This is a genomic window from Serratia sp. CY33525 (assembly GCF_052169115.1).
Classification (GTDB): Bacteria; Pseudomonadota; Gammaproteobacteria; order Enterobacterales; family Enterobacteriaceae; genus Serratia; species Serratia sarumanii.
Window position 1 is genome coordinate 382,805 of sequence record NZ_JBJNLK010000001.1, and the last position, 14,330, is coordinate 397,134.

10 protein-coding genes are annotated in these 14,330 nt (G+C 64.8%); all 10 read left to right on the forward strand.

Annotated elements, in window-relative coordinates; translation table 11 throughout:
* The first annotated feature begins 110 nt into the window (after positions 1 to 110).
* The 10 genes from tagH to ACJ8IM_RS01915 all read left to right on the forward strand — a co-directional run bounded on the left by tagH (position 111) and on the right by ACJ8IM_RS01915 (position 14,278).
* The gene (gene tagH / locus ACJ8IM_RS01870; RefSeq protein ID WP_033653615.1) at positions 111 to 1,841 is read left to right on the forward strand and encodes a type VI secretion system-associated FHA domain protein TagH; all 1,731 of its coding nucleotides are present in this window, start codon (positions 111 to 113) and stop codon (positions 1,839 to 1,841) included.
* Positions 1,841 to 2,614 carry a PP2C family protein-serine/threonine phosphatase gene (locus ACJ8IM_RS01875; protein WP_015378289.1) on the forward strand — a complete coding sequence of 258 codons (774 nt, stop codon included), beginning with the start codon at positions 1,841 to 1,843 and terminating at the stop codon, positions 2,612 to 2,614. The genes tagH and ACJ8IM_RS01875 overlap by 1 nt, the downstream gene beginning before the upstream one ends.
* 28 nt (positions 2,615 to 2,642) lie before the next feature.
* Positions 2,643 to 3,629: a hypothetical protein gene (locus tag ACJ8IM_RS01880; RefSeq protein WP_033653614.1), complete on the forward strand. Its 987-nt coding sequence runs from the start codon at positions 2,643 to 2,645 to the stop codon at positions 3,627 to 3,629.
* A gap of 15 nt (positions 3,630 to 3,644) precedes the next feature.
* Complete coding sequence (locus ACJ8IM_RS01885; RefSeq protein WP_072008401.1) at positions 3,645 to 4,466, forward strand: type VI secretion system accessory protein TagJ; 822 nt, start codon at positions 3,645 to 3,647, stop codon at positions 4,464 to 4,466.
* 2 nt (positions 4,467 to 4,468) lie between these two features.
* On the forward strand, positions 4,469 to 5,044 hold the full coding sequence (locus ACJ8IM_RS01890) for a type VI secretion system baseplate subunit TssE (RefSeq protein ID WP_033635032.1): 576 nt from the start codon (positions 4,469 to 4,471) through the stop codon (positions 5,042 to 5,044).
* Between the two features lie 4 nt (positions 5,045 to 5,048).
* Positions 5,049 to 6,935 carry a type VI secretion system baseplate subunit TssF gene (tssF, locus tag ACJ8IM_RS01895; RefSeq protein ID WP_033653612.1) on the forward strand — a complete coding sequence of 629 codons (1,887 nt, stop codon included), beginning with the start codon at positions 5,049 to 5,051 and terminating at the stop codon, positions 6,933 to 6,935.
* A complete protein-coding gene (tssG, locus tag ACJ8IM_RS01900) occupies positions 6,932 to 8,002 on the forward strand; it encodes a type VI secretion system baseplate subunit TssG (RefSeq protein WP_033653611.1) in 1,071 nt (356 codons plus the stop codon). The genes tssF and tssG overlap by 4 nt, the downstream gene beginning before the upstream one ends.
* A gap of 56 nt (positions 8,003 to 8,058) precedes the next feature.
* A complete protein-coding gene (gene tssH / locus ACJ8IM_RS01905; protein ID WP_033653610.1) occupies positions 8,059 to 10,713 on the forward strand; it encodes a type VI secretion system ATPase TssH in 2,655 nt (884 codons plus the stop codon).
* Positions 10,714 to 10,762: 49 nt separating this feature from the next.
* On the forward strand, positions 10,763 to 12,208 hold the full coding sequence (locus ACJ8IM_RS01910; protein ID WP_033653609.1) for a serine/threonine protein kinase: 1,446 nt from the start codon (positions 10,763 to 10,765) through the stop codon (positions 12,206 to 12,208).
* A 141-nt stretch (positions 12,209 to 12,349) separates the two neighbouring features.
* Positions 12,350 to 14,278 carry a type VI secretion system Vgr family protein gene (locus tag ACJ8IM_RS01915; protein ID WP_033653607.1) on the forward strand — a complete coding sequence of 643 codons (1,929 nt, stop codon included), beginning with the start codon at positions 12,350 to 12,352 and terminating at the stop codon, positions 14,276 to 14,278.
* The last annotated feature ends 52 nt before the right edge of the window (positions 14,279 to 14,330 follow it).

A 14,330-nucleotide genomic window follows, 5' to 3' on the forward strand; every position in this document is an offset into this window, starting at 1 on the left:
GAACAAGTTAAGAAACAACTTAACGGCTTGCCAAAATACCCGCCAATTTTGGCAAGCCACAGATCGAATCATTAATTATTGCACTACCTCCTAATCAGCAGGAATGCCTTATGCGATTTTCCATTGTAAAAAATAAAAGCGGCCAGGTTCCGCCGCAGAGCAGTTGCGATTTTCTGCCGCCGGGCGGCACCATCGGCCGCAGCGTGGACAACAACCTGGTGCTGCCGGACGAAGAGCGCGCCATTTCTCGCCTGCAGGCGATCGTGCATATTTCCGCTGACGGCGAATGCCGCATCACCAACCGCGGCAACGTTACCCGCGTGCTGCTGAACGACATTCCGCTGGAACGTGGCCGCCAGGTTGAACTGCAGGACGGCGACGTGCTCGGCATCGACGATTACCAGATTGAAGTCAGCGCTCTGCAACAGCACGCCGCGCCACAGGCTCAACCGGTGGCCAAGGCCGCCGCCGTTGCCGCTGCTGCGGCCCCTGCAGCCGCCGCCAAAGAAAAATCCGCCGCGCCAATCCCCAACGAAATCTGGGACAGCCTGGTGGAAGAATTCACGCCGAATGCGCCGGCCGCCGCCACAGTCACACCGCCGCCGGTCGCCAATCCAGGCAACCACCCGCTGCTGGATACCCCCGCTCGCGAGCTGAACCCGGCCGATCCGCTGGCTCAGCTGGCGGGCGATGTCGATCTGCGCCAGTTGCAACAGCAGCAAACCGATCCGGCGGCGCTGTTCAACACCGACACCACCTTTGAGCGCGAACACATCCTGGCCGATACCACCCCCAGCGCGCTGCTGGCGGAGCAGGCTGCGCCGCCGCGCCCGGCGGCTCCCACCCAAAAAACGCAGCAACCGGAGCAAGAGCTGGATCCGCTGGCGCTGTTCGGCGGTTCATCCGCGCCCGCTTCACCAGAAGCGTTGAACAGCAACGATCCGCTGGGGCTGCTGATGGGCGGCGCCGTGCCGCTGGCCCAGCCGGAGGAACCGGTACAGCCGCCCGCGCCGCCGATCGCCGCACAACCGCAAGCGCCGCGCCCACAGCCGACGCCGCCACCTGTGCAAATCCCCGAGCCGCAGCCCCAACCCGCGCCGCAGTTCAGCCAGCAGGAACCACCCGTGCAGCCGCCGCGCCCGCGTCAGGGCAACCGCCTGGGCATCGATCCGGTCGCCTACCAGTCCGCCCAGCGGCAACACGCCGCCGCGCCGAATGGCGACACATTGGAAGGGCCGTTGCTGGCGGCGCTGCTGCAAGGCATCGGCCTCGACGATCTGCAGCCGCAGCCGCACTTCGACGAACAACAGATCCGCCAGGCCGGTCGCCTGCTGAGCCTGTTCTCGCAGGGCACCGTCGCCCTGCTCTCATCCCGCTCGATCCTCAAGCGCGGCGTGAAGGCCGAAATGACCATGATCCTCGACGAAGCCAACAACCCGTTCAAGCTGCTGCCTTCGGGCAAAACGGTGCTGATGCAGATGTTCGGCAGCCAGATGCCGGGCTTTATGCCGCCGGAGCAGGCGGTGCGCGACGCGCTGATCGACCTGCAGGCGCACCAGCTGGGGATGATCGCCGGTATTCGCGCCATCATCGCCGCCATGCTGCAGTCGTTCAACCCGGAGCGTCTCGAAGAAGAAGCGCGCAAGGAAGGCGTGGCGCCGCGCCTGTCGCTGCCCGCCAACCGCAAGGCTGCGCTGTGGGACTACTTCGTGAAGAACTATCAGCAAACCTCCGGCGAGATCGAGGACGATTTCCACACCCTGTTCGGCGAAGCCTTCCTGCACGCCTATGACGTTGAAGTGAATCAATACAAAGACTCACAGACCAAACCGGACGCGTAATGAATATCACCATAGCCTCTACCTCCAACCAGGGCGGCCGCGCCTCCAACCAGGATCAGACCGGCGAGGTGCTCGGCAACCGCGCCGCCTGCTTCGTGGTGTGCGACGGCATCGCCGGCTTTCCGGGCGGCGATATCGCCGCCAAACTGGCGCGCGACACCATTTTGCAAAACTTCGACGGCGAAAAGCACCTGAACGCCCAGAGCATTCGCCAGCACATTACGCGCGCCAACGCCGCCATCCACCAGCAGCAGCGACAGTCGGACGAATACAGCAAGATGGGCACCACGCTGGTCAGCCTGTTTATCGATCGCGATTATCAGCTGGCCTACTGGGCGCACGCCGGCGACAGCCGCCTGTATCTCTTCCGCCGCGGCTACCTGCATGCCGTTACCACCGACCATAGCCTGATCCAACAGATGCAGGACGCCGGTTATCAGACCAACGGCATCAACAGCAACCTGCTGTATTTCGCACTGGGGCTCAATGAAGAGCGCGACGCCACCTACAGCGACGTGCTGCAGCTGGAAGACGGCGACGTTTTCCTGCTGTGCACCGACGGCTTCTGGCACAGCTTCAGCCAGGCCGAACTGGAACAGTCGCTGCACATGGTCAACTCCCCCAGCGAGTGGATCGCCCTGATGCAGCAGGCATGGAAGAAAAACAATAACAGCGATAACTACAGCGCTATCGCCGTCTGGATTGGCTCACCGCAGGAAACCACCCTGCTGCATTCGCTGGCGGATGCGGAGCGGTTTCTGAGCCGCGACTGAGCAGCGCACATTCACAGCAAGGTTCACTATGAAATATTGGATGCCGGGGCTCGTCGCCCTGATGGCGGTGCCGACCGCGCAGGCGATGAACTATCGCCTGGTTTACTCCCCCAGCCAGAAGCTGGAAGTGTTTATCGATGACGTCAAAAACAGCAATCCGGCAAGCTGGTGCGGCAAAAGCATCCCGCTGCGCATCGTCTCGGCGCAAAGCCAGGATCCGGCGGTGCTGAACGACTTCCTGCCGCGCGTCGGCAATCTGCTGGAAAAGCAGTGCCCGAAAACCGGCCACCTGCCCTGGACGCTGACCGACAAGCGCGGTGAGAAGCTGGCCAGCGGCGAGGCCGCCAAAGCGCGCGGCTGGAAACCGGTGGTCAAACAGGAGGCCGTCGAGCAGCCGCAGACCCCGCCGCAGCCGGCGATCCCTGCGGCGGTAGCCGTGACCTCTCCGCAAGCGGACACCGCGCCGGCTCAGCGTTTCAGCCTGCCGCAGGGCTGCCACTTCCGCACCTTCTGGCGTGACGAAGCCAACGGCGGCGCGCTGTTCATTCCCGCCGGCGACGCGCTGCGCTGCGGCGAAGACGGCTGGCTGCAGGGCAGCGGCGCGGTCACGCTGCAACAGGGCGGCAAAACCCTCTCGCCGACGCTGTGGTTCCTGCAAGGCTATCCGCTGGCGCAGATCAACGGCGGCGATCGCGCGCTGACCGTCGTCAGCGCCAACGCCCAGCGGCTGGTTCTGGGCGGCAACCCGCAGGCGCCGGGCAGCTTCCTGCTGCTGAGCTTCGAACCGAAGCTGCACGCGTGGGCGTTCAACGGCGAAGCGATCGTTGAAATGCCGCGCGTCGACGCCGCAGACGAGAACAAGATCAAACAGCGCCTGCAGCAGGCGCAAACCGCCTGGCAACCGCTGCTGAGCGCCCCCGCTCCGCTGACCTTCAAGCTGGTGGAAAAGCTGGCCGCAGACCGGGTCGATCCCGCTAGCGGCAGCTACCTGTCGGTTAACGGCGCCACTCACTGATTACAAGGAAAGCCTGTGAAATCATTAGCAAGCATGCTGCAAGGTCAGTCGATCGGCGCGGCCATCACCGCCGTCGAAAACGATATCAAGGCGAAACCGGCGGATGCCGACCTGCGCGCCGCGCTGGTGCAACTGCTGTGCCTGAGCGGCAACTGGACGCGCGCCAACGCGCAGCTGAAATCCTGGCAGGCGCTGAAACCGATAGCTCAACCGACCACGCTGCTGCTGATGCAGTCGGTCAACGCCGAGCTGCAACGCCAGGCGGTGTTCGCCGGCACGGCCGCGCCGGCGCTGCTGCGGCAGGATCAGCCCTGGCTGAAACTGATGGTGCAGGCGCTGCATCAGGATGCGCAAGGGGCGGCCAAACAGGCCCAGGCGCTGCGCGATGAAGCGCTGGAGGCCGCCCCGGCCGGCGCCGGGCGGTTAACGCTGGCCGAAGGCGACCAAGAACGGCAACTGCGTTTCGACTGGCTGACCGACGGTGACGGCCGCCTCGGCCCGGTATGCGAGCTGGCGCTGAACGGCGTTTACTACTGGCTGCCGTTCGCCGACATCGCCGCGATCCAGTTCCAGGCGCCGCAGAGCGCCATCGATCTGGTGTGGAGCCATGCGCTGGTGCGCCTGACCGACGGCCGCGAACAGGTGTGCCAACTGCCCGCCCGCTACCCGCTGGCCGAAGACAGCGACGACGCGCTGCTGCTCGGCAAACGCACCGAATGGCAACCGCTGGGCGACGGCACCCACTATGCGGGGCTGGGCTTGAAGACCTGGCTCAGCGAAAGCGACGAATTCCCGCTGCACAGCCTGCGGCAGCTGAGCTTCGACGCGAGCGCCTGACCATGAACGACAAGCGCCCCCCCCACTACGACGGCGGCGATCTGCACCGCCAGGGCTATCGCTATCGTCAGGACAGCGAGCGCCTGACGTCGCGCGACAAAATGCAGCCGGTGCTGCTCGACATGCTGACCGACGACGAGCCGCAGAAAAAACAGGAGACGCAGGTGCGCAACCTGGTGTCGCACAGCGAACTGCGCCGCCGGGTGCTGCGCGATCTGCAGTGGCTGTTCAACTGCGTCAACAGCGAATCCAATCTGGATCTCGGCGATTTTCCGCAGGTGCGGCGCTCCACCCTGAATTACGGCATCGCCTCGCTGGCGGGCAAGCGCATGTCGGACATCGAATGGCTCGACATTCAGCGCGCGCTGACCGAGTCCATTCTCCATTTCGAGCCGCGCATTTTGCCCGAAGGGTTGCAAGTGCGCTGCATCTCGGACACCGGCTCGCTGGAGCTGCACAACGTGTTGTCGATCGAAATCAAGGGCCGCCTGTGGTGCGTGCCCTATCCGCTGGAGTTTCTGTTCCGTACCGACGTGGATCTGGAAAACGGCCACTTCGATCTGAAAGACATAGGGTAAGGCGATGGACAGTAAACTTTTAGACTATTACAACCGCGAGCTGGCCTATCTGCGCGAGATGGGCGCCGAGTTCGCCGAACAGTACCCGAAGGTCGCGGGCCGTCTCGGCATGCGCGGCATCGACGTGGCGGATCCCTATATCGAGCGCCTGATGGAAGGCTTCGCCTTCCTCACCTCGCGCGTGCAGCTGAAAATGGACGCCGAGTTTCCGCGCTTTTCTCAGCGCTTGCTGGAGATCATCTACCCCAACTACCTGTCGCCGACGCCGTCGATGGCGATCGCCGAACTGCAGCCGGACAGCAGCAAAGGTGACATCAGCAACGGTTTCGTGGTGCCGCGCGGCACCATGATGGACAGCCAGACGCTGAAGAAAAGCGGCATCACCTGCAGCTACGCCACCGCCCATGACGTCACGCTGCAGCCGGTGCGCATCGCCGCCGTCGAGCTGGGCGGCATTCCGGCCGATATCCCGTTGGCCTCGCTGGGGCTGCAGCACAGCGGCTGCGTCAGCGCGCTGCGCATTCGTCTCGAGTGCTACGAAAGCGTGACGCTCAACAACCTGCAGCTGGATCAGCTGATGTTTTACCTGGCCGGGCCGGACATGCAGGCGCAGCAGCTGCTGGAACTGCTGATGCAGCACAGCGTCGGGCTTGTTTGCCAAACGGTGGAGGCGCAGCCGCAGCGGCGGGCGCTGGCGCTGGATGGGCTGCGGCAGGAGGGCTTCGCCGCCGAACAGGCGCTGCTGCCCAACGATCTGCGCAACTTCGAAGGCTACCGGCTGCTGCAGGAGTACTTCGCCTTCCCGGCGCGCTTCCAGTTCTTCAGCGTCAACGGCCTGCGCCCGCTGCTGCAGAGCGTGCGCGGAGGGAAAAAGGCGCTGCGCCAGTTCGAAATCGTGGTGCTGCTGGATCGGCACGACGCCGCGCTGGAACGGGTGGTCGACGCCGCCCATTTGGCGCTGCACTGCACGCCGGTGATCAACCTGTTTCCGAAGGTCGCCGAACGCATCGCGATCAACGAAAAAAACCACGAATACCATCTGGTGGTCGACAATATCCGGCCGCTGGATTACGAAGTGTTCTCGGTGCAGCGGCTCGGCGGCAGCGCCAGCGAAAAACGCTACGAGCAAGAGTTTCGGCCGTTTTACAGCACCCTGAGCGCGGACGACGGCAACTATGGCGCCTACTTCTCGCTGCGGCGCGAACAGCGCACGCTGTCGGAGCACGCCCGCCGCTACGGCACCCGCACCGGCTATGCCGGTTCGGAAGTGTTCGTGTCACTGGTGGACGAGCGGCAATCGCCGTGGCACAGCGATCTGAAATACCTCACCGCCGACGTGCTGTGCACCAGCCGCGACCTGCCGTTGATGTTGCTGCAACAGGATCAGGGCAACTTCGTGATGCCCGATTCGATCCCGATCAAGCAGGTCTCGCTGCGCAAAGGCCCCACCCCGCCGCGCCCGGCGCTGGCCGAAGGCATGATCACCTGGCGGCTGATCAGCCAGCTGCAGCTGAACTACCTCAGCATGATGGACGGCGATCCGGAACAGGGCGCCGCCAGCCTGCGCCAGCTGCTGGGGCTGTACGGCAACCTGAGCGAGCCGGCGATCGCCAAACAGATCCAGGGCGTGCGCTACTGCAACCTGCGGCCGGTCTATCGGCGAGTGCCGGAGCCGGGCCCCATCGTGTTCGCGCGCGGCATCGCCATCGATCTGACGGTCGATGAGCAGGCGTTCTCCGGCAACAGCCCTTATCTGCTCGGCAGCGTGCTGGAGCGCCTGTTCTCGCGCCTGGTGGCGATGAACACCTTCACCGAGATGACGCTCTCCAGCCAGCAGCGCGGCGAAATCGCCCACTGGCAGGCGCGCATGGGCAAAAGGACGCTGATATGAGTGCGGAGATGATTGCCACCGAACTGGCGCCGCCGCAGATCAACGCGCTGTATCGCCTGCCGGACGACTTCTGGCCGCGGCTGCGCAGCGCGCCTTACAAGCACGATCTGTTTCAGCTGCTGCGCCGCATCGACGCCCAGGGCGGCCAGCCTTACCTGCTGGGGCGCGCGCCGCTGCCGCGCCACGAGATGCTGCGCCTGGGCCAGGAGCCGTCGCTGTCGTTCGCGCCCTCCACGCTGGCGCAGGTGGCGCCGCGCGCCAACAGCCCGCTGCACGACGTCTCGATCTTCAGCTTCGGCCTGTTCGGCCCCAACGGGCCGCTGCCGCTGCACCTGACCGAATACGTGCGCGAACGGGTGTACCACCACCAGGACACCAGCCTGCTGGCGTTCACCAACCTGTTTCATCACCGGCTGACGCTGCTGTTTTACCGCGCCTGGGCCGACGCGCAGCCGACGGTGTCGCTGGATCGTCCGGACAACCGGCGCTTCGACGAGTACCTGTCGAGCCTGATCGGCATCGGCCAGCCGGCGCAGCAGGAACGCGACAGCATCAACGCCCACGCCAAACATTTTATGGCCGGTCATCTGATTCGCCACAGCCGCGATCCGGAAGGCCTGAGCAAGATTTTGCAGCAGTATTTCAAGGTGCCGGTGCGCATCGTCGAAAACGTGCCGCACTGGCTGCGGGTGGAACCGCGCGAGCAAGCTCGGCTCAAGGCTGGGCGCGGCGCGCCGCGGCTCGGCGAGTCGGCCTTTCTCGGCATCGCGGTGCGCGATATTCAGCACAAATTCCGCATCGAGCTGGGGCCGATGCCGCAGCAAGACTATGACCGCTTCCTGCCCGGCGCCGACCTGTGCCGGCAGCTGCGCGACTGGGTGCGCCAATATCTGGGCATCGAGTTCGTCTGGGAAGTGCGCCTGATCCTGGCGAAGGAACAGGCGCACGGCATCCAGCTCGGCGGCGCGCAGCGACTGGGCCTGAGCAGCTGGCTGGCCGACGATCGGCGGCAACGCGATCTCGACGATCTGATCTTCAGCCCTGAACCGCTGGAAAATCCGTTCTGACCCTATTTCGGCCGGCGCCCTACGGCACCAGGCCACTCTGAGACCTGAGGAAAACCATGTCTGAAATCAGCCGCTCGGTATTATTTGGCAAACTGGATAGCCTGTTATTCACCTCTCTGGAAAGTGCGACGGCGTTTTGCAAGCTGCGCGGTAACCCCTACGTCGAACTGGCGCACTGGCTGCATCAGCTGATGCAATCGCCGGACGGCGATCTGCAGCAGATCGTCCGCCACTTCGCGCTGGACGAGGCGCAGCTGGCGCGCGATATCGTCGAGGCGCTCGATCGCCTGCCCCGCGGCGCCAGCGCCATCTCCGATCTGTCCGAGCACATCGACAGCGCGGTAGAACGCGCCTGGGTCTATGGCTCATTGAAATTCGGCGCGGCGCGCATCCGCGGCGGCCACCTGCTGCTCGGCATCCTGAAAACCTACAGCCTGCGCCATCTGCTGAAGGCCATTTCCCCGCAGTTCGAGCGCATCAACGCCGATCTGTTGATGGAGCAGTTCGCCGCCATCACCGCTCACTCGGCGGAAAACGCCCAGGATGCGCCGGCGGAAAGCAGCGCCGAGAACGTATCCGGCGCGGCGCGCAGCGGTGAAAGCGTGCTGGCGCAGTATGCCCAGGATCTGACCGCCAGAGCGCGCAACGGCGAGATCGATCCGGTGGCCGGGCGCGATGAGGAGATCCGGCAAATCATCGATATCCTGATGCGCCGCCGCCAGAACAACCCGCTGCTCACCGGCGAGGCCGGCGTCGGGAAAACCGCGGTGGTGGAAGGCCTGGCGCTGCGCATCGTGGCCGGCGACGTGCCGCCGCAGCTGCGCGACGTGAAACTGTGCCTGCTGGACATCGGCATGCTGCAGGCCGGCGCCGGTGTCAAAGGCGAGTTTGAAAAACGGCTGCAGGCGGTGATCGACGAAGTGCAGTCCAGCCCGACGCCGATCATCCTGTTTATCGACGAAATTCACACCCTGATCGGCGCCGGCGGCGCCCAGGGTACCGGCGACGCCGCCAACCTGCTGAAACCGGCGCTGGCGCGCGGCCAGCTGCGCACCCTCGGCGCCACCACCTGGTCGGAATACAAGAAATACATCGAGAAGGATCCGGCGCTCACCCGCCGTTTCCAGGTGGTCCAGGTACACGAGCCGAGCGAAGACAAAGCGCTGCTGATGCTGCGCAGCACCGTCAGCCCGCTGGAGCAACACCACCGCGTGCTGCTGCTGGATGAAGCGGTGGACGCCGCGGTGCGGCTGTCCCATCGCTATATTCCTGCCCGCCAGTTGCCGGACAAGGCGGTGGCGCTGCTGGATACCGCCTGCGCGCGCGTGGCGGTCAGCCAACATGCCGAGCCTGCTCAGGTCGAAGACTGCCGCCACCGCATCGATGCGCTGCAGATAGAGTTGGATATCGCCCGCCGCGAGGCCAAGGTCGGCATCGGCGATCCCCTGCGCCCACAGGAGATTGAAGCCCAGCTGACCGCGCTGCGCCAGGAATTGGAACAGCTGACCGACCGCTGGCAGCAGGAGCTGGCGCTGATCCAAGAGATCATCACACTGCGCGCTCAGCTACACCAACAGGAAGCGGAGCCTGCCGACGAAGAGACGCAGGCTGGCCCTGACGCCGACGCGCTGCGTGCCCAGTTGGGCGAACTGCAGCAGCAGTTGAGCGCGCTGCAGGGTGAAGCGCCGCTGATCTTCGCCGCCGTCGACGCCAACATCGTGGCGGCGGTAGTGGCCGACTGGACCGGCATCCCGCTGGGCCGCATGGTGAAAAACGAGATTGAGGCGGTGCTGCAACTCTCCGACACCCTGAACCAGCGCGTGATCGGCCAACGCCATGCGCTGGATCTGATCGCCCGCCGGGTGCGCACTTCGCGGGCGCGGCTGGACGATCCGAACAAGCCGGTCGGGGTGTTCCTGCTGGCCGGGCCGTCCGGCGTCGGCAAGACCGAAACCGCACTAGCGCTGGCGGAAACCCTGTACGGCGGCGAGCAGAACGTCATCACCATCAACATGAGCGAATTCCAGGAGTCGCACACCGTTTCGACGCTGAAAGGCGCGCCCCCGGGCTATGTCGGCTACGGCGAAGGCGGCGTGCTGACCGAGGCGGTGCGCCGCCGCCCTTACAGCGTGGTGCTGCTGGACGAAATCGAGAAGGCGCACCCGGACGTGCATGAAATCTTCTTCCAGGTGTTCGACAAGGGCTGGATGGAGGACGGCGAAGGCCGCCATATCGATTTCCGCAACACCATCATCATCCTGACCTCCAACGTCGGCACCGATCTGATCGCCGGACTGTGCAGCGATCCGGAGCTGCTGCCGGAGCCAGAGGCGCTGAGCGGCGCGCTGCGCCAGCCGCTGCTGTCGGTGTTCCCGGCCGCCTTGCTCGGCCGCCTGCTGGTGGTGCCGTATTACCCGCTGACCGACGCTACGCTGGGCAACATCGTGCGCCTGCAGCTGGGCCGCATCCAGCGTCGCCTGGCGGAGAATCACGGCATCGTCTGCACCTTCGACGACGCGGTCATCGAGCAGATCGTCAGCCGCTGCACCGAGGTGGAGTCCGGCGGCCGCATGGTCGACGCCATCCTGACCAACACCCTACTGCCGCAGATCAGCCACACCCTGCTGACCGGCAGCGCCAACGACCAGCGCTATCGCCAGCTGCATATCGCGCTGCAGAACAACGAATTCATTTGTCAATTTCAGGCATAACGCCGCGGCCGCCGAGACGGCGGCCCTTTGAACACAGAGAGTCATCACTATGTCGGGAACCGGGATAACCAAACCGAATTCGAACAGCCTGCCGAGCGGCTATCGATTCAACGAATTCGAGATCCAGGAAGCGATCGGCGAAGGCGGCTTCGGCATCGTCTACCGCGCCTACGATCACCAGCTGGAACGCACCATCGCCATCAAGGAGTACATGCCGACCTCGCTGGCGAAACGCAACGACGATCTCAGCATCGGGCTGCGCGGCGAGCGCTTCGGCAAAACCTTCCAGGCCGGGCTGAACAGCTTTATTCAGGAGGCGCGCCTGCTGGCGCGCTTCTCGCACCCCGGCCTGCTGCACGTGCTGCGCTTCTGGGAAGAGAACGGCACCGCCTACATGGGCACCCAGTTTTACAGCGGCACCACGCTGAAGAACCTGCAGGCGCAGCAGCCGGAGAAGATCGACGAGGCGTGGATCCGGCGGCTGCTGCCGCCGCTGTTCAGCGCCATCAACACCATCCATCAGGAAGGCTACCTGCACCGCGACATCTCACTGGATAACATCCAAATCCAGGAGAGCCAGCTGCCGGTACTGCTGGACTTCGGGTCGGCGCGCAAAGAGATCGGCAACCTGTCGGACGAAACGGAGATCATGCTGAAACCGGGTTTCGCGCCGATCGAGCAGTACACCGAGAACAGCGACGGCGAACAGGGGCCCTGGACCGATATTTATGCGCTGGGCGCCGTGCTGCACACGCTGATCGTCGGTTCGCCGCCGCCGGTCAGCGTGGTGCGCAGCATCGAAGACAGCTATCAGCCGCTGGCCGAGCGCCGCCCCGCCGGTTACTCGCCGGAGCTGCTGCGCACCGTCGACCGCGCGCTGGCGCTGAAACCGGAAGACCGCCCGCAAACCATCGATGAAATGGCCGAGCTGTTGCATCTGCCGATCGCCGATGAAAATGAAATCATCAGCACCCCGGCCGCCGCGCCGGAGAACCTGCTGGTGGCCGCCAACCCGGCTGCTGCCGCCGCGGCCGCCGGCGCCGTTACCGCGCGCAGCACCCAATTCTCGCGGCCGATGATGGCCGGCGCCGGCGTCGCGGCGCTGCTGGCGATCGGCGCCGTCGCCTGGCTGAGCGGCGGCCAGGATGATACCCCGGCCGTAGCGCAAAACACCGAGACGTCACCGGCGCAGAAAACCCTGACGGAGCAGCCGAGCGCACCGCAAATCGCGCCATCTGCGCCGGTGGAACCGCAAAAGGCGGCGCCGCCACCGCAGCCGGTGGCGCTGGTGTACTTCAAACTGCAGCCGGGCGAACAGGTCAGCCTCGACGGCAAGCCGCAGCAGGTGACGCCGGGCGAAAACGGCTTCGCCAGTCTGAATCTGGCGCCGGGCCGTTATCAGCTGGAGATCCGCCACAACGATCGGCTCCGCCAGCAGCAACTCAGCATCGACAACGCCGGCACCTGGCTGGTCAATCCGGCCACCGCCGGTTAATCCCGTTCTGCCCCCCGCCGCCGCGGGGGTTCCCTTTTTCATGAGACTGACGCACCACTGCCCACCATCATTGGCCGCGCGGCAAGGCCGCTGCAACGTCGGGGTATGCAGGGCACGACGTCAATCACAGAGGATGTTCTCATGTTGGATCGCATTATTGCGCACACGCCGCTGGGCCAGGAGCAGCTGCTGTTCCGCTCGCTGGACGGTATCGAGGCGCTTTCCACCCCTTTCGACTTCTCTATTGAATTGCTGAGCACCGACGCGCGGCTCGATCGCAAAGCGCTGCTCGGCCAACCGCTGACGCTCGAGATCCCGACTCAGGGCTTTCTCAGCGCCCCGCGCTACCTGAATGGCAAGATCACCGCCATCGCCGTCAGCAGCGAAGAGATCGGCGGCACGCGCTACGCGGTGTATAACCTGCACGTACAGCCGGATCTGTGGCCGATGACCAAGGATCGCAACTTCCGCATCTTCCAGGAACAAACGGTGCCCCAGATCGTCAAGACTCTGCTGGCGGAGCACAACGTGCAGTTGGAAGATCAGCTGACCGGCGACTATCGCCTGTGGGGCTACTGCGTGCAGTACAACGAAAGCAGCTTCAACTTCATCAGCCGCCTGATGGAGTTGGAGGGCATCTATTACTATTTCAAACACGAGATGGGCAAACACACGCTGGTGCTCGGGGATGCGCCCCACCACCACCAGCCCTATCCCGGCTACGAGATGATCCCCTACCACCTGACGCCGTCCGGCGGCAGCACCAGCGAGGAAGGCATCAGCCAGTGGACATTGTCCGATCGCGTCACGCCGGGCATCTACAGCCTGGACGACTACGATTTCCGCAAGCCGAACGCCTGGCTGTTCCAGGCGCGGCAAAACCCGGTCTCGCCGACGCCGGGGCAGATCGACGTCTACGACTGGCCGGGCCGCTACACCGAGCATCAGCAGGGGGAGTTCTACGCCCGCGTGCGCCAGGAGGCCTGGCAGGCCGAGCATCAGCAGATCCGGGGCACCGCCACCGCGATGGGCATCGCTCCCGGCAGCACCTTTACGCTGTATAACGCCCCGCACGCCGACGACAACCGCGAGTACCTGACGCTGCAGGCCAACTACCATCTGAAAGAGAACCGCTACGCCAGCGGCGACGATCAGAGCAGCGAACACCGTATCGACTTCACCGTGCTGCCGGCGGACGTGCCCTGGCACCCGCCGCAGCAGGCCACCTGGCCGAAAACCCACGGGCCGCAGACCGCCCGGGTGGTCGGCCCGGCCGGCGAATCAATCTGGACCGACAAATACGGCCGCATCAAGGTGAAATTCCACTGGGACCGCTTCGGGCCGAAGGACGACGGCAGCTCCTGCTGGGTGCGCGTCTCCAGCGCCTGGGCCGGCCAGGGCTACGGCGGCGTGCAGATCCCGCGCGTCAACGACGAAGTGGTGGTGGACTTTATCAACGGCGATCCGGATCGGCCGATCGTCACCGGACGCGTTTATAACGAAGCCAGCATGCCGCCGTGGGCGCTGCCGGCCGCCGCCACCCAAATGGGCTTTATGAGCCGTTCCAAAGATGGCACCGCCGACAACGCCAACGCCCTGCGTTTCGAAGACAAGGCCGGCGCCGAACAGGTGTGGATCCAGGCGGAACGCAACATGGACACCCAGGTCAAAAACGATGAGAGCCACAGCATCGCTAACGACCACACCCACCTGGTGGGTGGCAACCAGATCAAACGGGTGGTGCTCAATCAGGCCAGCGGCGTCAAAGGCGAGGCCTCGGCGCTGACCGGCAAAACGCGCAGCGACGCCGTGGTCAACGCCTTTACCCTCGGCTCCGGCGAATCGCTGCGGCTGGAGTGCGGCGAAAGCGTGATCGAGCTGCTGGCGAACGGCCAAATCAACATCACCGGCACCAGCTTCAATATCACGGTGAAAGAGGACGGGGAGATCAATACCGGCGGCCAGCTGGATCTCAACCAGCCCGGCGGCGCCGCACGCACCGCCGCGCCGGGCGGCGGCCATCAGGCGGCGATCCAGAGCGCCGTCGATCAGCTGTTCCCTAAAGAGTAGCCAAGTGGTACGTCGGGAAAGCCGGTTAACGCCGGCTTTCGGGCGGCGGCGC